Origin of the sequence: Variovorax sp. YR216 (genome assembly GCF_900107745.1) — a bacterium.
Lineage (GTDB): Bacteria > Pseudomonadota > Gammaproteobacteria > Burkholderiales > Burkholderiaceae_C > Variovorax.
In genome coordinates this window covers 659,666-680,916 of record NZ_FNRO01000002.1, presented here as the reverse complement: position 1 = coordinate 680,916, position 21,251 = coordinate 659,666, and the positions used below count along the sequence as shown (strand labels likewise).

Here is a 21,251-nt window from a genome sequence, read left to right as displayed (position 1 = left end):
ATGGCTAATCTATCGAGTGTAGAGGGTCTGCGCGCCGAGGGCCTGACTCCTCAACAGGCGGCGGCAGCGGCAGACCGTTCGAATGCCATCCTGTGCATTGCCTGTGCCGGGTCCGGAAAGTCGCAGACACTTGCGTACAGAATTGCAAGACTGATCTCCGAGGGTGTGCCGGCGACCTCCATCGTCGCAATCACCTTTACCGAAAAGGCAGCCGATTCCATCAAGCGGCGCGTCGCCAAGGTACTGGCGAAGACCGGCTACAGCCCGAGTCTGATCGGTCAGATGTATGTCGGCACCATCCACGCGTTTTGTCAGAACGTTCTCGGCGACGCAGACGCCGTGTACCGGCAGTACGACGTGCTGGACGACAACAGGTTTACGCTTTTCCTGATGTCTCGGTACCCTGAGTTGCACATTCAACCCTTGCGTGCGCGGCTCAAGAACAGCCCTTACTTCGAGACGCTCGAAGAGGTTCAGCATGCCTGGAACGTCTATCGAGACGAGGGCATCTCGCTTCAGGCGATCGCACGTTTGGACGGCGAGGTTGCGCAAACGCTGTTGGCGATCGAAGAATGCCTGCGACGTGACCAGTTCATCGATTTTGCATCGATGGTCCGACTGGTTGCTGACAAAGCGAAGCACGATGAGCGCGTCAAGGCGCGGCTCGGACGGATCCGACATCTGTTGGTCGATGAATACCAAGACGTGTCCGGCTCGCAGGAGGAGCTCGTTGGAGCCATTCACTCCCTCGGCGCCGAGATTTTCGTTGTCGGGGACGATGACCAATCGATCTACGGCTTTCGAGGAGCGCACGTATCGAACATCCTTCACTTCTCGAATCGCTACCCCAACGCGGTCGAGCACGTCCTGGACACTAACTTCCGCAGCACCCGTGCCATTGTGGCCGCCTCGAACAGTTTCGTCGCCGCACAGCTCGGACCCATGCGCCTGCACAAGGAGCCGAAAGAGCATGTCGACCTCGAGCCCAACCATCTTCTTGCTCACCACTTCGACACTCGCGAAGAAGAAGCGGACTGGGTAGCGGACCGGATTCGGACGTTGATGGGTACGGAGTACCGTCAAGCGGACGGCACTGTCCGGGGCCTCACCGCGGCGGATTTCGCGATTCTGATGCGCTCTACCAGGACGGGTGAGGGCGAGGCTCGGACAGCGCGACATCTACCGTTCACCAGTCGGCTCGAAGCGCTGCAGATCCCATACACGTTGAACGCCGGCGGATCAGCATTCGATCGCCCCACTGTCGCAGCGCTGCGCCAGACATTCATGGTCCTGGGCGAAGGCGCAATATCTCGGCCGCAAGCGAAGGACCTGATCGACACCTACATTCGGCCGGCGTTCCCCAGGGCGAACGAAGGCAAAGTCTTCCAGGTGCTGTCGGACTGGGGTCGCCGCATACATGCTCCCATGGGAGCGACGCGCCAAAGACTGTTCCCCCAAGCCCTTCTATTGGATCTCCTAGAAGCCTTCAACGTCGCCGGGACCGCGTTCTCCGATGACACGATGCGCGACATAGGTTTGTTCAGCCGAATGCTTCAAGACGTGGAAAGCGTGTACCTGAGCATTGACAGCAGCAAACGTTTTGGGGGGATCGTGTGGTTCCTCAAACAGGTCGCCGAAGGGGGCTACAACCTCAGCACCGAGGATGTCGTCACAAGGCCTGACAAGGTGACCGTGTCGACCGTCCACCAGGTAAAGGGGCTGGAGTTTCCTGTTGTGTTCGTCGTTGACGTTGTGCCTGGCCGCTTCCCCGGGAAGCGCTCTAGCTATCGAGGCTTCCTGCCCGCGGAGCTTCTGGCCGATGCGATCGCGCGAGGGGCATACGAGAACACACCTCAAGCAGAAGCCAGACTTTTCTATACGGCGCTCACACGCGCGGAGCGGTTCCTTTACGTCACCGGCGCGGCGCAGCTTCCCGGCGGCAAGCGGACGAACAAGCAGTCAACGTTCGCCGCCTCGCTCGCAGATCGGGCGCTCGTCAAGGATCCGTTGCATCTTCCTGAGGGGCTGCAAAAGGCCCCCCCAAGACAGAAAGAGGACGAGTCCACCCTGCCGACCTCGTTCAGTGACATTCGATACTACCTTCACTGCCCAATGGACTATCGGTTCAGAAAGGGCTTCGGATTCAGCCCGCCAGTGCCCGAGTTGTTCGGCTATGGAAGGGTTGTCCACGTCGCGATTGAGAAACTGCACGAGCAGTTCCTGCAGGGCGCGCCGACGGCTGAGGAAGCGTCCCAGGTCGCCTCGGACCACTTTCACCTAAAGCACATCGCGCCGAGCCGCGACCCGGAGAACCGTCCGGGTGCGTACGAACAGGCGAAGAAGAAAGCTCAGCAGATCGCTTCAGAGTATGTGGCGCAGTACTCGAGCGACTTCACGCACCAGCGCCAGGTGGAAGTACGGTTCGAAATTCCTGCTCAAGACTGCCTCATCACAGGCTCCATCGACCTGCTCATGAAGTACGGGTCGTCCGGCGAGGTCTTGGAAGCCCACGTCGTCGATTTCAAGACGATGGACGGAGGTGAGAACCCCATTGAATCAGAGAAGCTCGATTGGAGAGCCCTCTCCCTCCAGGTGCAGTTGTACGCCAAAGCAGCGCGGGAAGTGTTCGGCGAAAACGCGGCAACCGGATCCATCCATCTGCTCAAGGACAATCAACGCATCCAGGTACCGATCGATGATGCAGCCGTGAACGCGGCCGTCGCCAATGTTGAATGGGCAGTGCGAGGAATCATCGCCCACGACTATCCGATGAGGCCGGAGCCAGACAAGTGCGCCTCATGCGACTTCGGCCGTCTCTGTCCCAAAACACGTCAGGAGTTCCGCGCCGGCGCCGGCCTGCCGCCCCCGATTTCAACTCCAGCCGGAGCGATCCGGGCGGCGGCATGCTGAAAAGGAATCATGTCCATGGTGGACAAGATCTCACTACTCCAGCGCAGCGCGAACATGGCTGCCGTGCGATCGAAGAATACCGAGATCGAGCAGACAGTCAGGTCGATTTTGCATGGGCTCGGCCTGCGCTTTCGGCTCCACGACAAAGCACTCCCTGGATCTCCCGATATCGTCCTACGTAGGCACGCGACTGTCGTGATGGTACACGGGTGCTTTTGGCACGGACATGGGTGTTCGCGAGGGAAGCCCCCGTCGAGTCGAAGCGATTTTTGGCTTCCCAAGCTCCAAGGCAATAGAAGGCGCGACCGCAGAAACGCAGACGCGCTACGTCGTCTGGGGTGGCGAGTCATCACCGTATGGGAATGCGAAAGCAAGAACCGAGCGAAGCTCGAGCACCGACTAGCAAGACTATTTCGGATAGATGATCAACGGAAAGGCCCGCGTCAATGTTCTTGAGGAATCAGCAGTACACGCGAGCAGACATTCGACGGTTGATTGGGCTTCCCGCAGCCAAGGGCGGCGCATGGGCAACCGGCCATGTGCGACACGGTGGGGAGCACTTCATCTTCTGCGGAATTGACATTCCAGGTCGCACGGGACAGAACTACAACAACCGATTCGATAGCGAGGTCCTTGTTTGGCACCCACGCGGCAATTCCAATGCCGCTGCACCAGTTTTCGCAGAGCTAGTCTCAGGCGTTCCCACCGTTCACGTTTTCTACCGCACGCGCGATCGCGACCCGTTCACCTATGCCGGCGTCGGGAAGCCGACGAGCCTCACGCAAGGGCCGCCCATAGAGGTTCGTTGGGCATTTGAGGAAAGCATCGCCTTGCTGCCTGAGGAAGTGCCAGACGGCCAAGAAATAGTAGAGGGCGCCAAAAGGCAGATCACAGTGAACGCCTACGAGCGCGACCCAACTGCCAAGCCGCGGTGCATCAAAAAGTGGGGAACTCTTTGCGTTGTCTGCGCTTTCGACTTCCAGGCCGTGTACGGAGAATTGGGCAAGGGATTCATTCACGTGCATCACCTTAAGCCCCTGAGCAGCATCGGCGAAGAGTACGTGTTAGATCCGGAGAACGACCTCCGCCCTGTTTGCCCCAACTGTCATTCGATGCTTCATAGGAAGAAGGACACCATGTCGATCGACGAGTTGATAAATGCGCTCAAGCTCCGTTTCGACAAAGCATTTGTCCCAGTCGCAGGAGTCGACAATCCGCGGATTTAGCGCTCTATCTGCGTTCGCAAGAAATCAGCGAGTTTGTAGCGACCGGCTCCCTTCGACTGCCTGGTTAGAATGATGCGCTCGTCAAATGTGCCCGTCGTGAACTTCGTGACGTACCGCGCTTCTATCCGCAGGGCGTCAGGTCCATCCTCGGGCTGAGGTTCGACAAACCGAATGCCACTTGAAAGTGTCCTGACCGGCACCCCCGCTGTTCCCATGTGCTTTATGTACTCTTCATACAGGCGGTCGGGCGGGTGTGTCTGCAGAAAGGCGCGGGTCGCCTCTCGTCCGATTTCGGCGGTATCGCCCGAGTGAAACGCAGAAAGAATGCCCGCCGAATAGCTCCTGGCCGCGCTGAGTTCCTTCTCAGCAAACTCCTTGGCACGCCGCTCATTTGCCTGCTGCGGGGTTTCTATACTTGTCGATGGCTCTGCCTCGTCCGAGATCGATGACCGCTCCGAGGTTCGCAACTCCCCTAGCGATCCAGCAGATTCACCACCCCTAGCGCTAGCCGGCTCTGATGGCTCTGGCGAATTCTTTCGAGTCGAAGAAGGCTGGGCGGAATGTTGCGCCATGGGCATCTCACCTGTGCGGTTCGCAGCCACCGGCGAAGAGACGGGATCTCCAAGGCCAGTCAGGATCCGAAGGCCGCGAACGTATCCGTCGAAGTAGTTGTTCACGATGTTTGTTGTTGACCCGGTTGAGACTGAGCCGTTGGCGACCACAACCGGACCACCGTCGCTGTGAATGCCACCTTCTATATGGGGTCCTGCACCAGTTCCGCCAGAAGGCTTCAGCGCAGATATCAAAGGCGGAATTGCGGCGATAAGCGCCGCGAAAACAGGGACCCACACCACAGCGCGGTTTGCCATGTTCCCTCCTGCAAGCCACGACTCGCGTTGCACGCCTCGCGTCATTCAAGGCAATGAGCGCATCGTCTGATCCGGCTTGTCGTTCATCTTGATGCTTACCGCTTGCACTTTCCTCCCCAATCTGAATGAATCACAAAAAGACAGGAAGCCCTAGCAACGACGAAAAAGATTGGTGAAGCGTCACTCAGGCAGGCGTGGATGCGTTGCGAGGCGAAATGCAGCCTCAGGCGGCCTTTGATTGCGCGAGCGAAGAAAGGACCCTCCGGGCGGCGGCTCGGCCTTCTTCGTCGGAGTGCTTGTAGTTTTCGACCAGCGCAGCCTCGTCCGACGTCAGCGCGTTCGACGGTGCCGGCGTCCGCTGCCCCGTAACGACGTAAAGGACGTCGACACCGACTTGTGCAACGAGGGCGAGGAACTCGGCGTTTGGCGCTGCGGCACCCTTCTCCCATTGGATCTGGGTGCGTTTAGACGCGTCGCCAATGGCGGCGAAATCGGCTTGGCTGAGACCTAGCCGCTCCCGCTCTTCTTTCAGGCGAGCGCCGACAAAGGTGCGCAATTCATCACCCTTAGGCATTGACTGGTGCATTAATATGCACTAGATTCTTCGGCACAGTGCAGTTTTCTGTTTCACAGAGCATATCCGGTGCATATCTATGACGAAGCCTCAACGCCGCGCCCCCAATGGCGTTCTCACGAGCAAACCAATCCCCCTGCGCCTTTTGCCTGCCGAACGGGTTCGCATCGAAGAATTCGCCAAGCGTGAGCAACGCTCGCTTGCGTCGGTGTGCAGGCTGGCGCTTCTGCGCGGCCTCGCGCATTGCGAGCACACCGGGTCGCTGACCACCTGAGATCGTTTTCACAACCTCGGCCGAAGAGCGGGTACCGCCGCGGCCGCCAACCAGGGAGCTAACCAAATGGCGAACGCCATCCTCACCTTTGAGAACGTCGACTTCGACGTCGTCGACATCCACAACGTGCCATGGCTAAGGGGCTTGCAAGTTGCAAGTGCCTTGGGGTACTTGAACCCCGCTGCCGACGTCACCAATCTCTACACCCGCAACGCCGACGAGTTCAGCGAGGACATGACCCAGATCCTCGACCTGCCTACCGCCGGCGGCATCCAACCCGTCCGCATCTTCAGCCCGCGCGGCTGCTACCTCCTCGCCATGCTCGCACGCACCGAGCGTGCCAAAGCCTTCCGTCAATGGGTCCTCGATGTGCTGGAGGGCCGCGTACTGCCGCATGAGGTACGCCCCACCACGGTCGGTCAGCGGATCTCGCTGCACAAGCTGCGCTCGACGCTGCTTCGCGAACTGCAGCAGGCCACGGCCCCAGGGCTTCGGACAGCCATTCACCAACAGCTTCAACAGGTCTCCCGTCTGCTGGCAATGCCTTGCCCCTCCATGGACGAGATCGGCCGCACGTTGAGGCAGCCCGGCCTACAAGGAATCTGACGACGCTCGACATTGCTTTTGCTCTCCCCGGAAGTTCGACATGTATCCCGACCCGAAACGTGTGCGCGACCATCGCGTCACCCTGTGCCTGGACGACTACGAGCACGCCCTGCTCGTGGCGCTCGCCAACTACCAGGGCGAGCAGCTCGGCAAGCTGCTCCGCACACTGGCACTGCGCCAGGCCGAGCAGCTGCTGGACGTGGGCAGCAGTGTCGAACCCGCGGCGGCATAAAGCCATGTGCTTTTGCGCAGACTAAAAGCAGCGGATCGCCATGCCGGAGCTTCAGGTGACGCTGACCGATGCCGAGCGCGAGCTGTTCGAGCGGGTGCGGGTGCAGCAGGGCCTTGCATCGATCGACCAGGTCGTTGAATGGCTGGCGAAGAGCCGGCTGCGGCAACTGGTGCGGCAAGGCACCGGCAGCCCGCGCGCTCTGCACTTGGTGCCGCGCAATCAACCGAGGGATGAGGCATGAGGTTGCGCTGCCCCCACTGCAACAGCGTCAGCGCCATCCTGACGTCGGAGGCCGTCTCGTCGACGGTGACGCGGCACTACGTAGTGTGCAAGAACATCAATTGCGGGCACTCGTGGCGCGCGACGACGGAGGCGGACATCACGCTATCTCCGTCCGCGATCCCGAATGCGACGGTGGTGCTGCCGCTGTCGGCGCACATCCGCCGCGACGTGATCATGGCGCAGCTACGCGGCCCCACGACCAGCGAGTACGAGCCACGCCGGCCGCAGCCGTACACGCGCGACCTGTTCGCGACTGACGGGCCTTCATAGCCGGTCGGGGCTCCTTCCCTTTTCACCAATCCACCCCTGCGGTGCCTGTTCGGAGGCTCTGCGGGACTCGCTCAGCCTGGAGGTTTTCAACATGAACGAACTGGCACCTGGAACTCACAACGCGCCGCCTCACACACCTCGTCCGCTGTATTTGGCTTCTGCCGGTCACGAATGGCAGCGCCGTTTCGGCCCCTCGGATACCGACGCCTACGCTGGCGTTCCGTCGTCGGATCGCCAGGATCCCAGCGACACCCACAGCTCGCCGCTGGGTGGTGCCATCGTCTTCCGAGACGCCGGCGTCGATCTGGCAGAACTGCAAATCTCAGTTGGCAGATGGACGGACGCCAAACTCACGCTGCGGCTCGACCCCAACGCGCTGCGCGAACTAGCCGCCCGCTTGCTGGACGCAGCGCACGACATTGAGTGCGCCCCAGCCACGGTCCTCGCCCCAGCCACCCGGACGGAGGACAGGAACTCGTGAGCGCCGGGCAACAGATTCCGGTGCAGCGGCTCGACCTGCGCCATACACGAGGCGGGTGACGCGATGGCCGATCTTCTGGACGACATCGCCGCGCGGCTGACACAGGACTACCAGTTCAAGCTGAAAGCCGGCGGCAAGTACCTGCAGGAAGGCGTATGTCCCCAATGCGGCGACCAGTCGATGTGGACCTACGCGGCGAGCCCCTGGGTGGTGCGGTGCCAGCGCAACAACAACTGCGGCTACGAGGCGCACGCAAAGGAGCTGTACCCGGATCTGTTCGAGAGCTGGACGGATCGGTTTCAGAAGCCTGAGGAGGTCAAGCCCGCGGAGCAGCGCAACCCCAACGCCGCGGCGGATGCCTACCTGCGGCTCGGCCGCGGCTTCGACCTGGCGCTGATCCAGGGCCTGTACACGCAGGAAACGTATGCGGACCCGCGCGCCGACCAGGGGCGCGGCGCGAGCAGCAGCACGGTGCGCTTTCAGGTGGGCGTGACCTGGTGGGAGCGGATCATCGACCGGCCGCAGCGCTTCGGGAAGAAGAAGGCGCACTTCAAGGCGGGAGCTATGCAGGGCACTGGTGGGCGATGCCTTCACTGTCGTTCAAGGCGCCAGCGGAGGCCTCGCCGGAATCGGTGCTGTCCGACGCGCTGCAGAAGGCCATGCGCGCCGCGGGCACCGACAACCCGGGGGTGCCTACGCAGCAACCGCCACCGGCCGAGCTCTGGCTGGTGGAGGGCATCTTCGACGCAATCGCGCTGGCGCACCACGGCATTGCGGCCGTCGCGCTGCTGAGCTGCAACAACTACCCCGAGAAGGCGCTGGCCGCGCTGGAAGCCGTCATCGCGGGCCAAGATGGGCAGGTGGCCAGGCCTCTGCTGATCTGGGCGCTGGATGGCGACAAGGCGGGCCGGGACTTCACGCTCAAGCATGTGGCGCGGGCGCGCGAGGCCGCGTGGACTTGCGCCGCCGCGCAAATTCCGCAGCGGGGCAAGGCCAAGGCTGACTGGAACGACCTGCACCAGCGCGGCCGCCTCGAGGAGGCGGACCTGCAGCGCTACCGGCACGAGGGCGCCCTGCTGCTGGCCGCCACGGCGCAGGAGAAGGCGCTGCTGATTTACGGGCACACCGGGCGAGCGGAATTCGACTTCGACTACGGCAACCGGCTCTGGTGGTTCAAGCTGGACCTGGACCGCTACGGCAAGGCGCGGGACGCGCTGCGTGATGCGATCAAGGAGGGGCGCGAGAGCGAACTGGACGAGGACGAGCAGCGCGACAAGGCCTTGCTGGAATCACATACGCTGCAGCAGATCGCCAACTGTCACCCGCAGGCGCTGTACTACCAGCGCAACGAGGTGACAGACGAGGCCTGGTACTACTTCCGGATCTCGTTTCCGCACGACGGGCCGGCGGTCAAGGGCACCTTCACCGCGGGGCAGCTCACGACGTCGAGCGAGTTCGAGAAGCGGCTGCTGCACATGGCGCCGGGCGCGATGTTCAGTGGCAACAGCCAGCAGCTCAAGAAGATCCTGCAGTGGCAGCTCGATCATCCGAAGGAGGTGCAGACCGTAGATTTCGTGGGTTACAGCGCGCAGCACAGGACCTACCTGCTCGGCAAGGTGGCAGTTCGCGGCGGTCAGATCCACCAAGTGAATGCGGAGGACTACTTCGACATCGACAAGCTGTCGATCAAGTCGCTCCAGAAATCCATCAAGCTGCGGATCAACGCGGACCGCGAAGGCTACGACCGCAGTTGGCAGCGGCACCTGTGGGCGGCGTTCGGGGCCAAGGGGTACATCGCCCTCGCCTTCTGGTTTGGCAGCCTCTTTGCCGAGCAGGTTCGCGCAGAACAAGAGAGCTTTCCGTTTCTGGAGATCGTGGGCGAACCGGGGTCGGGCAAGACGACGCTGATCCAGTTCCTGTGGAAGCTGTTTGGGCGGGACTACGAGGGGTTCGATCCGTCGAAGTCGACGGCGGCGGGCCGGCTGCGCACGTTCACGCAGGTGAGCAACCTGCCGATCGTGCTGATCGAGTCGGACCGCGAGACGAAGAGCGGCGGCCAGGCGCATGTGAAGTCGTTCGACTGGGACGAGCTGAAGGATGCGTACAACGGCAACAGCATTCGCACGACGGGCGTGCGGACGGGCGGCAATGAGACCTACGACCCGCTGTTCAAGGCGTCGATCGTCATCAGCCAGAACAACCAGGTGAGCGCCTCGCAGGCGATCATGGAGCGAATCTGCCACATGACTTTCGACACGCGCGGCTTCACGCCGGCGAGCTACGAGAGCGCCAAGGCGCTGGAGAAGGTGGAGATCGAGCAGGTCAGCGGCTTCATCCTGGCGGCGCTGCGGCGTGAGGCGGAAGTGATGGCGGAGCTGGCCGGCACGCACGACGAGCAGATCCAGTTTCTGCTGGCGCAGGACGGGATCTACAAGCCGCGCATCGCGAAGAATCACGCGCAGTTGCTGGCGATGGCCAGCGCGATGCGCCGCGTGGTGTCGCTGACCGACGAGCAGTTCGACCAAGTGCGCAACCAGGTCGTGGCGATGGCGCGCGAGCGGCAGGCGTCGATCAATGCCGACCACCCGCTGGTGCACGAGTTCTGGGAGGCCTTCGACTACCTCGACGGCCTGGGCGTGACCACGCTCAAGGGCGAGCACTTCGAGCGGCCGCTGCTGAACCACAGCCGCGACGAGCAGCAGATCGCGGTGAACCTGAACGAGTTCGTCGAGAAGGCCAGCGCGCACCGGCAGCAGGTGCCGCTGCTGGGCGATCTGAAGAAGGTGCTTCGCACCAGCAAGAAGCGACGGTTCGTCGACATCAAGTCGGTGAACAGCGCCATCCGCGTGCGCAGCGACGACAGCCAGGAGGTGCCGAAGACGGTGCACTGCTGGGTGTTCGAGCGCGGCGCGCGGGTGCAGTGATTTCATCAACCACAACCACAGGGAAGGACTGGTATGCGTGCGTTTTTCGTGAAGGTGATCGATGCGAACGGGGTGTTCTACCGCTACACGCAGCTCGCTGTGTCGTGCGCGGCGGCGGAAGGGATGGCGTTCGACCGGTTTGGCGGGGTGCGGCTGCTGAGCGTGCGGAGGACGCTGTGAGCGCGGCGCGGGTGACCTTGCCTTCGCTGGGCGTGAAGGACAAGGGATTTCGGTACCGGACCGCGGTGGACACGGATATCCGCAGGACGTTTGCGCGCGTGAAGCGCGAGCGGGCCGAGGCGCTGCGCGATGCCGAGACGGGGCAAGGCCGGCTGGATCTGGGGACGGTGGTGCCGATGCCGGCGCGAGCCGGTAGATGACGTGGGCCGTGTCACCGGCCCGAATTTTTCAACTGCAGGGAGAGAACTACATGGACACGTTTCTTCAGAAGCTCGGCGCGCGGAAGCCGTTCATCCTGGCGCTGACCGGCTACCCGGATGTCGGCAAGGACACGGTGGCGCAGGTGCTGGCGCCGCGACATGGCTTTGCGAGCATCGCCTTCGCCGACGCTCTGCGGCGCGAGGTGTCGGAGGCCTGGCGCATCGACCAGCGCATGCTGACGCATCGGCCGACCAAGGAGCTGCCGATTCCGGCGCTGGCGGCGGGCATGTGTAATGTGCCGGGCTTCATGCATTGGTGTGTGGACAGCGGCGAGAGCCTGGTCGAGCCGCGCAGCCCGAGGTGGGCGCTGCAGCGCTGGGCGACGTATCAGCGGCGGTTCAACCAGAGCTACTACGCCGACATCGTGGACCGCTGGATCAGGCGGCAGATCGGCATCGGGTGGAAGCGCATCGTGGTCACCGACCTGCGCGACCAGGTCGAGGAGCGGGTGCTGCGCGGGCTTGAGGCGCATGTAGTTCGGGTGCACCGCCCGGATGCCCGGCCGCTCGCGGCGGATACCGCGGCGCATGCGAGCGAGCAGCATCTGCGCATCAAGGCCGATGCAGACATCGTGAACGATGGGAGCCTGGAGACGCTGGCGGCGGCGACGCTGCAAGTGGTTGCCGAGCTGGCCGGTGGCGCGGGCGTATCGACATGAAGTGCCCTGCCTGTACCAGCCCTGAGCAACGGGTCATGAGCACGCGCTCGGCGCACTCGAAGGTGGTGCGCCTGCGCAGCTGCGATGCGTGCGGGCACCGATGGACCACGGTGGAGCTCGACGCCCAGAATCTGACCCGCATGGAGTCCGCGATGACCGCGATCCGCTCCTTTGCGAGGCTTTCGAAGGAAATCGACGATGCCGCGGCCACGCACGGTTAACCGGAAGATTCCCGACCTGCCGCGGGGCATGCGGAAGGTCGGGAGCAAGTGGTACTGGCGCGGCACCGACGGGCTGACGAAGGAGATCCAGCAGCGGCTGCAGGCCGCGGGGATGTCCATGTGCTGTGGCGACACGCCGGTGGCGGCGCGCCTGTGGTGGGAGAAGCACATTTCGCCTGCTCTCGTGGCCACGGTGCCCGAGTACGAGATCGTAGGTACGGTGGAGGAGCTGATTCGCAAGTACGTGGGTGATGAGCTGCCCAAGTTCACGCGGGCGGAAACGAAGAAGGAATACCAGGGTCGCATCCGCCGGCTGCGGCCGGCCTTCGGCTCGAAGCGGTATCCGAAGACGGAGGCGCAGGGCCTGGTGGTGGGGTATCTGAGCGCGGTGACCATCACGCAGCACCTTCACGACAACCGGGAACGGGCCGCGTCGGCCAACAAGGACATCCAGCTGCTGTCGAGGATCTTCCGGCTGGCGCGGGTGCGCTGGGGCCTGACGACGTTCAACCCGTGCGAGGGCATCGAGTACCTGCCCGAGGCACCGCGCACGCAGTACGTGAGCGACAAGCGGTACGCCGACATCTATGCGGCGGCCAGCCCGGTGCTGCAGTGCATGCTGGAGATCTCGACCCAGACGGGCGCGCGCGAGGGAATGATCTTCGACATCCGGATCGGGGACTTCGACGAGCACCAGCTCGAGCTGCGGGTGACGAAGAAGCGCAACGAGCTGGGGCACACGTCGAAGACCTACACGATGACGCCGGACCTTTGGAGGGCGCTGCGCCGGGCGCTCGAGCTGCGGAAGAGGAACCGCGGCGGCGCTGCCAGCCTGCCGAGCGACTTCCTGTTCATCACGAAGCACGGCAAGCCGTACGGGAAGGAAGCCTTCAAGAGCCTGTGGCGGGCAGTGCGCGTGAAACTGAAGCTCGGGCCGCGGGAGATCACCTTCCACGACATGCGGGCGAAGGCGGCTTCGGATTCTGTTTCGGATGTGGCCGCACAGGAGCTACTGCATCACGAGGACGTGAAGGTCACGAAGCGGGTGTACCGGCGGAAGGTGCCCTCTTCCACCCCGCTGCCCTCGGCGATCGGGGGGCGCGAGAAGGGCTGAGTGCCCCCGGTTTGTCAAAGACCTACGAATTTGTCAAAGCCAAAGAAAAACGGCCTACGCCTTGTGAGCGTAAGCCGTTGTTCCATCTAGCGATTTTGGTCGGTGTGAAAGGATTCGAACCTTCGACCCCTTGCACCCCATGCAAGTGCGCTACCAGGCTGCGCCACACACCGAAGCCTTAGATTATAGCCGTGTGAATTCAGTGACTCGGGGTCAGCAGTTCACGAATTTCATATAGCTCGCGGCGAAGGTGGAGCAACTGCGACAGGTCGACCGTACGAGCCGGTTGCTGCGAGGCTGCGTTGTCGTCCTGCATGGCGGCATCGAACTCCTCCTGATCGATCTCCACCGCCTCCATGCCTTCGAGGGGAACATCGTTGCCGGCCTTGCGGCGCTCGCGCTCCGACTGGACCATCTCCTGCAACTTGTTCCGCGCACCGCTGATGGTGAAGCCCTGGTCGTACAGCAGGTCACGGATGCGACGGATCATCAGCACCTCGTGGTGCTGGTAGTAGCGCCGATTGCCGCGCCGCTTCATCGGGCGCAGTTGCGTGAACTCCTGCTCCCAGTAGCGCAGCACATGCGGCTTGACGCCGCACAGCTCCCCGACCTCACCGATCGTGAAGTAGCGTTTGACGGGAATCGGCGGGAGGGCTTTCTCCATTGAAATCAAGACGGTGCGAGCGAAACCTCAGAGGTTACTCCACCTCCGAGTGCCAAAACAAGAAACCTACTCCGCGCCGAGGCTCCATTCGACTTCTTGAGGAGCCTCCTCGGGGATGCTTCCGTGGATTTGTTCCTTAAGTTTGGCGCTCGCATGGAAGGTCGCGACGCGGCGCTCGCCGATGGGGATCGCCTCACCGGTGCGCGGATTGCGCCCCGGACGAGGCGCCTTCACCCGAATCTGGAAGTTTCCGAAGCCCGAGATCTTGACGTCCGTGCCTTCGATCAGGCTTGCGGCAATCAGATCGAAGAACGCCTCGACCATGTCCTTGGATTCGCGCTTGTTCAGGCCGATCTGCTCGAACAGGAGATCGGCCAGGTGCGCCTTGGTCAGTGCGGGCGTTTCTAGGGCTTCAAGCGTGAATTCCATGGCGTTCATACCCGCAGACGCGCGCCGAGTCTGGCGCCGAGTTGAGCAATGATCGAATGCACTGCCGCCTCGACCTGTTCGTCGGTGAGCGTCGCCGCATCGCTGTTGAAGCTGAGCCGCACGGCCATGCTCTTTTCACCCGGCGCCAGGCCGCCCGCCGCGACGGCGCTGCCATCGCGGGCAGTGGCCGGGCGGTAGATGTCGAAGAGCGACAGTTCGCGCAGCAGGCTGCAGTCCGCGACTTCGCGGATCGCCCCCATGAGGGCGCCGTGCGTGACCGATTCCGCGACGACGAGCGCGATGTCGCGCTCCACGGCCTGATGCTTCGCCACCGGCTGAGCGACGGGCACAGGCCGTGCGACGACCGCGTCGAGATCGAGTTCGAACACCACCGGCGCATGGGCAAAGTCCCACTTCTGCCGCCAGCGCGGATGCAGTTCGCCGACCACGCCGATTGCACGACCGTCCAGCAGAACGCGGGCAGCGCGGCCCGGATGCAACGCGGGATGCTCCACCGGCTCGAAAGTCGCGATGCGCGGCGCCAGCAGCGCCTCGACGTCGCCCTTCACGTCGAAGAAGTCCGCGCGGCGGCCCTTTCCTTCCCAGCGCGCCTCTTCGGCATCGCCCCAGGCCAGACCTGCGACACGCATCGGCTGGTGGATGCCCTGGACGGTGCTGTCGGTCGTCTTGACCTTGTCGTCTCGCAGGAAGACGCGGCCAATCTCGAAGACGCGGGCACGCGCGGCCCGACGGTCGACGTTGAACTTGAGCACCTGCAGCAGCGAGCCGATCAGCGAGGAGCGCATCACGCTCATCTGGCTGGCGATCGGATTCAGGAGCTTGATCGGATCGGCGTTGCCGGCGAGATCGTGTTCCCAATGCGCTTCGACGAAGCTGAAGTTGATCGTTTCCTGATAGCCCAGCGCCGCCAGACCATGACGAACCGCCGAGCGGCTGCGCCGCGCCTCGGGGCGGATACGCGCCGTGATCGGCGCCAGCGGCGGCGTCGTCGGCAGATGGTTGTAGCCCACGAGGCGGGCAACTTCTTCGATCAGGTCTTCCTCGATCACCAGATCGAAACGATGCGGCGGCGGCGTGACCACCAGCGTGCCCTTGCCCTCCTCGACCGGCAGCGCAAGGCGGCGCAGCGCATCGGCGCACTGCGCCTGCGTGAGTGGCATGCCGATGACGCGCGCGGCGCGCTCAACACGCAAGGTGACGGGCTTGGCCTCCGGCAGGCGCAGGGTCTGATCGTCGATTGGCCCCGCTTCGCCGCCGCAGATCTCGACGACCAATTGGGTGATGCGCTCGATGATCGCCACGGTACGGCTCGGATCGACGCCGCGTTCGAAGCGATGGCCTGCGTCCGTCGAGAAGTTGAAGCGCCGCGAGCGGCCTTGCACGCTCTCCGGCCACCAGAAAGCAGCCTCGATGTAGATGTTGCGCGTGTCGTCGGAAACCGCCGTCGCATCGCCGCCCATGATGCCGGCAAGAGACTCGACCTCGCGGTCGTCGGCGATCACGCCTACTTGTTCATCGACCGTGACGGTGTTGCCGTTGAGCAGCTTGAGTTGCTCGCCCGGCTTGCCCCAACGCACGACAAGACCGCCATGGATCTTGTCGAGGTCGAAGATATGCGACGGCTGGCCATACTCGAACATCACGTAGTTCGAGATGTCGACCAGGGGCGAAACGCTGCGCTGGCCGCAGCGGGCCAACCGATCGACCATCCATGCGGGCGTGGCGACCTTCGTGTCGACACCGCGGACGACGCGGCCCGAGAAGCGGCCGCACAGTTCCGGCGCTTCGACCTTTACCGGCAACTTGGCGGACGCGAGCGCCGCAACCGGCGTGATCGCCGGCGTCTTGAGGGGTGCGCCGGTCAGAGCGGCGAGTTCACGCGCGATGCCATAGACGCTGAGGCCATGCGCCAGATTGGGCGTGAGCTTCAGCGTGAGCAGCGAATCGTCGAGCTTCAGCACTTCGCGCACGTCAGCACCGATCGGCGCATCAGCGGCCAGTTCGAGCAAGCCGCCATGGTCATCGCTGAGCTTGAGTTCACGCGCCGAGCACAGCATGCCTTGGCTTTCGACGCCGCGCAGCTTGCCTAGCTTGATCGAGAAAGGCGTGCCGTCCTCACCCGGCGGCAGCTCGGCGCCGACCAGCGCCAGTGGAACCTTGATGCCGGCGCGCGCATTCGGCGCGCCGCACACGATGTTGAGCAGAGCGCCCTGCCCCGCATCGACCTGGCACACGCGCAGGCGATCGGCATTGGGGTGCTGAGCAGCTTCCTTGATCTCACCCACCACGACCTTCGTGAAGGGCGGCGCCACGGGCCGGCGTTCTTCGACCTCGAAGCCGCCCATCGTGAGCGTTTCAGCCAGTTCGGCGCTGCTGAGCGGCGGGTTGCAGAACTCGCGCAACCAGGACTCGGGGAATTGCATCTCGTCGTTCTCGTTCTGTTTACTGGAATTGGCTCAGGAAGCGGAGGTCGCCGTCGAAGAAGAGGCGAAGATCGTTCACGCCATAACGCAGCATGGTGAGCCGGTCCGGGCCCATCCCGAAAGCGAAGCCGATATAGCGCTCCGGATCGAGGCCCATGTTGCGCACCACATTCGGGTGCACCTGGCCCGAACCGGCCACTTCGAGCCAGCGACCGGCCAGCGGGCCGCTCTGGAACTGGATGTCGATCTCGGCGCTCGGCTCGGTGAACGGGAAGAAACTCGGGCGGAAGCGCAGGACCAGGTCGTCGCTTTCGAAGAACGTGCGGCAGAAGTCGGTGAAGACCACCTTCAGGTCCTTGAAGCTCACGTTCTCGCCGAGCCACAGGCCTTCGCACTGGTGGAACATGGGCGAGTGCGTCGCGTCGCTGTCGACGCGGTAGGTGCGACCCGGTGCGATCACGCGAATCTCGGGCGCCCTCACCGTACCGGTGCTGTCGGCCGCGGCGGCCTCGAATTGCGCGGCGTACTTCTTGATGTGCTGATGCGCATACCGCACCTGCATCGGGCTGGTGTGAGGGCGCAGGTTGTAGGGGATGCCATCCTCACCGTTGATGTCGACGTAGAAGGTGTCCTGCATCGACCGCGCGGGATGGTTGGGCGGGTTGTTGAGCGAGGTAAAGCTGTGCCAGTCGCTTTCGATCTCGGGGCCGTCGGCAACATCGAAGCCCATGCTCGAGAAGATGGCCTCGATGCGCTCCATCGTGCGGCTCACCGGATGCAGACCGCCCGCGACCCGTCGCCGGCCCGGCAGCGAGACGTCGAGCGCCTCGGCGCGCAGTTGCACAGCCAATTCCTCATCGGCGAGTTGCTGACGACGCTCGGCAAGCGCTGCCTCGATGGCCTGCTTGGCGACGTTGATCGCGGCACCACGGGTCTTCTTCTCGTCGACGCTCAGGGCGGCCATGCCCTTCATCAACTCGGTGACGCGGCCCGACTTGCCGAGAAACTGCGCCTTGGCGTTCTCGAGTTCGGCGGGCGCCTTCGCCACGGCAAAGGCTGCACGTGCGGTTTCGACCAGGGAGTCCAACTCGTTCATGGGAAATATTTCGAGGTCAAAAGAAAAAACGGGCTGGGGAGCGATGAAAAAAAGGGCTGGTGCCCCTTGAAGCGCCAGCCCTTGTGCCGTGGGCGCAGGCCGCCGTAAACGGCAACCTGCTTGCGGGATCAAGCTGCCAGCTTGGCCTTGACCTGCTCCACGATGCCGGCAAAAGCGGCCTTGTCATGCACGGCGATGTCGGCGAGAACCTTGCGGTCGATCTCGATACCGGCCTTGCGGATGCCGTTGGCGAACTGGCTGTAGGTCAGGCCCAGTTCACGCGAAGCGGCATTGATACGCGCAATCCACAGTTGGCGGAACACGCGCTTCTTGTTGCGGCGGTCACGGTAGGCGTATTGGCCCGCCTTCATCACCGCCTGCTTGGCGATGCGGAAGACATTGCCGCGACGACCGCGGAAACCCTTGGCGAGTGCGAGAACCTTCTTGTGGCGGGCGCGAGCCGTTACACCACGTTTGACGCGAGGCATGTGTGTACTCCTTGTTCGTCTGGATTAAATGCCGCTACCGGGCAACATGGCGGCCATCGAAACCATGTTGGTCTCGTGCACTGCCGTTGCACCACGCAGGTGACGCTTGTTCTTGGTGGTCTTCTTCGTCAGGATGTGACGCTTGAAGGCTTGACCGCGCTTGACGGTGCCACCGGGACGAACGCGGAAACGCTTTTTCGCGCTGCTCTTGGTCTTCATTTTGGGCATGTGAATGCTCCTTTAGTTTGTGCTCGTGAGGCGCCGCGGATACTCCACGGACTTGTTGGCCCCGAGACACTTCTTCATCCCGCCCTGCCCGCACCGAAGTGCCGGCAACAGCGAAATCCCTTCAATAACCTCTGCGCCTGAACCTAGGCCGCTGCCGGCGCGGCCGACGGCTCTGCGGCCGGCTTTGCCGTACCGCCGGCCTTCCTGCGGCCCGGCGCGATCATCATGATCATCTGCCGACCCTCGAGCTTCGGGAACTGCTCCACGATGATCGAGTCGCCGAGTTCGTCACGGATGCGCTGCAACAGCGCCAGGCCAAGCTCCTGGTGCGTGATCTCGCGGCCGCGGAAACGGAGCGTGATCTTGCACTTGTCGCCATCCTCAAGAAAGCGCCGGATGTTGCGCATCTTGATGTTGTAGTCGCCGTCGTCGGTACCGGGCCGGAACTTGACTTCCTTGACTTCGATGACCTTCTGCTTCGATTTCGCTTCGGCCGCCTTCTTCTGCTCGTGGTACTTGAACTTGCCGTACTCGATCAGCCGGCAGACGGGCGGATTGGCCGCAGCGACGACCTCCACCAGATCCACGTCCTGCTCGCCGGCCAAGCGCAACGCCTCGGCAAGGCTCACAACTCCCAATTGCTCGTTATCCGGCCCGATCAGGCGGACTTCCGGGGCCATGATTTCCCGGTTCAGGCGGTGTTGGCGTTCCTCGCGGTGGCGGCGGTCGCGAAATGCAGTAGCGATGGTCAAATCCTTCAAACAATTTGCTACAAAACCGTAGCGGGTACCGAAGCGTTTGCGCTCACAAGCCGGGTTGATCGAAAAATCGGCCCTTGAATTTGTTCAAATTCAAAGCTTGTGTTGGATGTCGTGAGCGACCTTTTGCGAGAACGCTTCCACCGACATGGCACCGAGGTCAAGATTGCCCCGGGCGCGCACTGCGACGGCTCCTGCTTCCTTTTCCTTGTCGCCTACGACGAGGATGTAGGGAAGCTTTTGCAACGAATGCTTCCGTATTTTATACGTAATCTTCTCGTTGTGCAGATCGAGCAAAACTCTAAGCCCTTGATTTTGCAGCGATTTCGCAACTTGAGATGCGTAGTCGGCCTGTCCTTCGCTGATATTGAGCACCGCGACCTGCACCGGAGCGAGCCAAGCCGGCATCGCGCCCGCGTGGTGCTCGATCAACATGCCGATGAAGCGCTCGAGGCTGCCCACGATCGCGCGATGCAACATGACCGGGTGCGAGCGACCGCTCGTCTCGTTCACGAACTCGCCGCCGAGCCGCTCAGCCGTGTTGAAGTCGACCTGCATCGTGCCGCACTGCCACTGGCGGCCGATCGCATCCTTCAGCGTGTACTCGATCTTCGGGCCGTAGAACGCGCCGTCTCCGGGTGCGATCACGAACTCGACGCCCGAGCGGCGCAGCGCTTCCATCACCGCATGCTCGGCCTTGTCCCACAGCTCGTCGGAACCGACCCTGTTGTCGGGCCGCGTCGCGACCTTGTAGAGGATGTCAGTGAACCCGAAGTCGGCATAGACCTTCTGGAGCTGCGCCGTGTACGCCACGCATTCCTCGAGGATCTGGTCCTCCGTGCAGAAGATGTGGCCATCGTCCTGCGTGAACCCGCGCACACGCATGATGCCGTGCAGCGCACCGCTCGGCTCGTTGCGATGACACTGGCCGAACTCGCCGTAGCGCAGCGGCAGATCTCGATAGCTGCGCAGATCGGACTTGAAGATCAGCACATGGCCCGGGCAGTTCATCGGCTTGAGCGCGTAGTCGCGCTTTTCCGATTCCGTGACGAACATGTTCTCGCGGTAGTTCTGCCAGTGGCCCGTCTTCTCCCAGAGGCTCTTGTCGAGGATCTGCGGACCCTTGACTTCCTGGTAGCCCGTGTCCTTGTAGACCTGCCGCATGTATTGCTCGACTTGCTGCCAGACGGCCCATCCCTTCGGATGCCAGAAGACAACGCCGGGCGCGACTTCATCGATGTGGAACAGGTCCAGCTCCTTGCCGAGCCGGCGATGGTCGCGCTTCTCGGCCTCTTCGATCCGCTTGATGTAGTCGTCGAGCTGTTTCTTGTCGGCCCAGGCCGTACCGTAGACACGCTGGAGTTGCTCGTTCTTCGCATCGCCGCGCCAGTACGCACCCGCCAGCTTCGTCAGCTTGAAGACCTTGAGGAAGCGCGTGTTCGGCACGTGCGGGCCGCGGCACATGTCGACGTATTCCTGGTGGTAGTACAGGCCCATCGCCTTTTCGTCGGGCATGTCGTCGACGAGGCGCAGCTTGTAGTCCTCGCCGCGCGACTTGAAGACCGAGATGACTTCGTCGCGCGGCGTCATCTTCTTGATGACGTCGTAATCCTGCGCGATCAGTTCGCGCATGCGCTTCTCGATCGCCTCCATGTCTTCGGGCGTGAAGGGGCGCTCGTAGGCAATGTCGTAGTAGAAGCCTTCGTCAATCACCGGGCCGATCACCATCTTCGCCGTGGGATAGAGCTGCTTCACCGCATGGCCGACGAGGTGGGCCGTCGAGTGGCGAATGATCTCCAGCCCCTCTTCATCCTTCGGCGTGATGATCTGCAGCTTGGCGTCGCGATCGATCACGTCGCTGGCATCGACCAGCCGGCCGTCGACCTTGCCGGCGACCGTCATCTTCGCCAGGCCGGGACCGATGGACTTGGCAACATCGGCCACGGAAACCGGGCCTGGGAACTCACGGCGGGAGTTGTCGGGAAGCGTGATCTGGATCATTGAAAACCTCGGGCGAGAAAACAAAAAAGCGCGGTACGGGGCCGCGCTTTGCTTGGGTTGA

25 protein-coding genes and 1 tRNA gene are annotated in these 21,251 nt (G+C 62.8%); 15 read left to right on the top strand and 11 right to left on the bottom strand.

Features of this window, described 5'->3' with window-relative positions; translation table 11 throughout:
• The 3 genes from BLW05_RS08155 to BLW05_RS08145 are packed head-to-tail and all read left to right on the top strand — an operon-like array spanning nt 1 to nt 4,136.
• A complete protein-coding gene (locus tag BLW05_RS08155) occupies nt 1-2,910 on the top strand; it encodes an ATP-dependent helicase (RefSeq protein ID WP_093161659.1) in 2,910 nt (969 codons plus the stop codon).
• A gap of 9 nt (nt 2,911-2,919) precedes the next feature.
• Entirely contained in the window at nt 2,920-3,366 is a 447-nt protein-coding gene (locus BLW05_RS08150; RefSeq protein WP_371126921.1) for a very short patch repair endonuclease, read from the top strand.
• Nucleotides 3,357-4,136, top strand: a complete 780-nt coding sequence (locus tag BLW05_RS08145) for an HNH endonuclease (RefSeq protein WP_093161656.1) — start codon at nt 3,357-3,359, stop codon at nt 4,134-4,136. The genes BLW05_RS08150 and BLW05_RS08145 overlap by 10 nt, the downstream gene beginning before the upstream one ends.
• Here BLW05_RS08145 and BLW05_RS35330 read toward each other — a convergent pair.
• A complete protein-coding gene (locus tag BLW05_RS35330; RefSeq protein WP_143044794.1) occupies nt 4,133-5,005 on the bottom strand; it encodes a hypothetical protein in 873 nt (290 codons plus the stop codon). The two genes, BLW05_RS08145 and BLW05_RS35330, sit on opposite strands and share 4 nt — an antisense overlap.
• A gap of 223 nt (nt 5,006-5,228) precedes the next feature.
• Nucleotides 5,229-5,579 carry a helix-turn-helix domain-containing protein gene (locus BLW05_RS08135; RefSeq protein ID WP_143044793.1) on the bottom strand — a complete coding sequence of 117 codons (351 nt, stop codon included), beginning with the start codon at nt 5,577-5,579 and terminating at the stop codon, nt 5,229-5,231.
• 340 nt (nt 5,580-5,919) lie between these two features.
• Here BLW05_RS08135 and BLW05_RS08125 point away from each other — a divergent pair, with 340 nt between their 5' ends.
• From BLW05_RS08125 to xerC, 12 genes are all read left to right on the top strand, one after another.
• A complete protein-coding gene (locus BLW05_RS08125; protein WP_093161652.1) occupies nt 5,920-6,459 on the top strand; it encodes a BRO-N domain-containing protein in 540 nt (179 codons plus the stop codon).
• Nucleotides 6,460-6,499: 40 nt separating this feature from the next.
• On the top strand, nt 6,500-6,691 hold the full coding sequence (locus tag BLW05_RS08120; protein ID WP_093161651.1) for a hypothetical protein: 192 nt from the start codon (nt 6,500-6,502) through the stop codon (nt 6,689-6,691).
• Between the two features lie 55 nt (nt 6,692-6,746).
• A complete protein-coding gene (locus tag BLW05_RS08115; protein ID WP_256330109.1) occupies nt 6,747-6,932 on the top strand; it encodes a hypothetical protein in 186 nt (61 codons plus the stop codon).
• Nucleotides 6,929-7,243 (top strand): ogr/Delta-like zinc finger family protein, encoded by a 315-nt coding sequence (locus tag BLW05_RS08110; RefSeq protein ID WP_093161649.1) that lies wholly within the window; start codon nt 6,929-6,931, stop codon nt 7,241-7,243. The genes BLW05_RS08115 and BLW05_RS08110 overlap by 4 nt, the downstream gene beginning before the upstream one ends.
• A 91-nt stretch (nt 7,244-7,334) precedes the next feature.
• Nucleotides 7,335-7,724: a hypothetical protein gene (locus BLW05_RS08105; RefSeq protein WP_143044792.1), complete on the top strand. Its 390-nt coding sequence runs from the start codon at nt 7,335-7,337 to the stop codon at nt 7,722-7,724.
• Between the two features lie 63 nt (nt 7,725-7,787).
• A complete protein-coding gene (locus BLW05_RS36380) occupies nt 7,788-8,516 on the top strand; it encodes a hypothetical protein (RefSeq protein ID WP_256330108.1) in 729 nt (242 codons plus the stop codon).
• Nucleotides 8,414-10,648 (top strand): toprim domain-containing protein, encoded by a 2,235-nt coding sequence (locus BLW05_RS08100; protein ID WP_256330148.1) that lies wholly within the window; start codon nt 8,414-8,416, stop codon nt 10,646-10,648. Before BLW05_RS36380 ends, BLW05_RS08100 begins: the two co-directional genes overlap by 103 nt.
• Before the next feature lie 33 nt (nt 10,649-10,681).
• Nucleotides 10,682-10,828: a hypothetical protein gene (locus BLW05_RS35885; protein ID WP_177142586.1), complete on the top strand. Its 147-nt coding sequence runs from the start codon at nt 10,682-10,684 to the stop codon at nt 10,826-10,828.
• Nucleotides 10,825-11,028, top strand: coding sequence for a hypothetical protein (locus BLW05_RS08095; RefSeq protein ID WP_093161640.1), 204 nt, complete (start codon nt 10,825-10,827; stop codon nt 11,026-11,028). Before BLW05_RS35885 ends, BLW05_RS08095 begins: the two co-directional genes overlap by 4 nt.
• Before the next feature lie 50 nt (nt 11,029-11,078).
• Nucleotides 11,079-11,747, top strand: coding sequence for a deoxynucleotide monophosphate kinase family protein (locus tag BLW05_RS08090; protein WP_093161639.1), 669 nt, complete (start codon nt 11,079-11,081; stop codon nt 11,745-11,747).
• A gap of 35 nt (nt 11,748-11,782) precedes the next feature.
• Nucleotides 11,783-11,968, top strand: a complete 186-nt coding sequence (locus BLW05_RS08085) for a hypothetical protein (protein ID WP_093161638.1) — start codon at nt 11,783-11,785, stop codon at nt 11,966-11,968.
• Nucleotides 11,946-13,082, top strand: a complete 1,137-nt coding sequence (gene xerC / locus BLW05_RS08080; RefSeq protein ID WP_093161637.1) for a site-specific integrase — start codon at nt 11,946-11,948, stop codon at nt 13,080-13,082. Before BLW05_RS08085 ends, xerC begins: the two co-directional genes overlap by 23 nt.
• Nucleotides 13,083-13,178: 96 nt before the next feature.
• On the opposite strand, the gene BLW05_RS08075 is transcribed toward xerC, so the two are convergent.
• The 9 genes from BLW05_RS08075 to thrS form a co-directional block, all read right to left on the bottom strand.
• Nucleotides 13,179-13,255: transfer RNA gene (locus BLW05_RS08075), tRNA-Pro, on the bottom strand.
• A gap of 26 nt (nt 13,256-13,281) precedes the next feature.
• Nucleotides 13,282-13,746, bottom strand: coding sequence for a MerR family transcriptional regulator (locus BLW05_RS08070; RefSeq protein WP_093161636.1), 465 nt, complete (start codon nt 13,744-13,746; stop codon nt 13,282-13,284).
• 66 nt (nt 13,747-13,812) lie between these two features.
• Nucleotides 13,813-14,184 (bottom strand): integration host factor subunit alpha, encoded by a 372-nt coding sequence (locus tag BLW05_RS08065; RefSeq protein ID WP_093161635.1) that lies wholly within the window; start codon nt 14,182-14,184, stop codon nt 13,813-13,815.
• Nucleotides 14,181-16,619 carry a phenylalanine--tRNA ligase subunit beta gene (pheT, locus tag BLW05_RS08060; protein ID WP_093161634.1) on the bottom strand — a complete coding sequence of 813 codons (2,439 nt, stop codon included), beginning with the start codon at nt 16,617-16,619 and terminating at the stop codon, nt 14,181-14,183. The genes BLW05_RS08065 and pheT overlap by 4 nt, the downstream gene beginning before the upstream one ends.
• Before the next feature lie 19 nt (nt 16,620-16,638).
• Nucleotides 16,639-17,715 (bottom strand): phenylalanine--tRNA ligase subunit alpha, encoded by a 1,077-nt coding sequence (pheS, locus tag BLW05_RS08055; RefSeq protein WP_093161633.1) that lies wholly within the window; start codon nt 17,713-17,715, stop codon nt 16,639-16,641.
• A 128-nt stretch (nt 17,716-17,843) separates the two neighbouring features.
• On the bottom strand, nt 17,844-18,203 hold the full coding sequence (gene rplT, locus BLW05_RS08050; protein ID WP_088957598.1) for a 50S ribosomal protein L20: 360 nt from the start codon (nt 18,201-18,203) through the stop codon (nt 17,844-17,846).
• A 24-nt stretch (nt 18,204-18,227) separates the two neighbouring features.
• Nucleotides 18,228-18,431: a 50S ribosomal protein L35 gene (gene rpmI, locus BLW05_RS08045; protein WP_028253491.1), complete on the bottom strand. Its 204-nt coding sequence runs from the start codon at nt 18,429-18,431 to the stop codon at nt 18,228-18,230.
• Between the two features lie 143 nt (nt 18,432-18,574).
• Entirely contained in the window at nt 18,575-19,183 is a 609-nt protein-coding gene (infC, locus tag BLW05_RS08040; protein WP_256330147.1) for a translation initiation factor IF-3, read from the bottom strand.
• A gap of 99 nt (nt 19,184-19,282) precedes the next feature.
• On the bottom strand, nt 19,283-21,190 hold the full coding sequence (gene thrS / locus BLW05_RS08035; protein ID WP_093161624.1) for a threonine--tRNA ligase: 1,908 nt from the start codon (nt 21,188-21,190) through the stop codon (nt 19,283-19,285).
• Between the last annotated feature and the right edge of the window lie 61 nt (nt 21,191-21,251).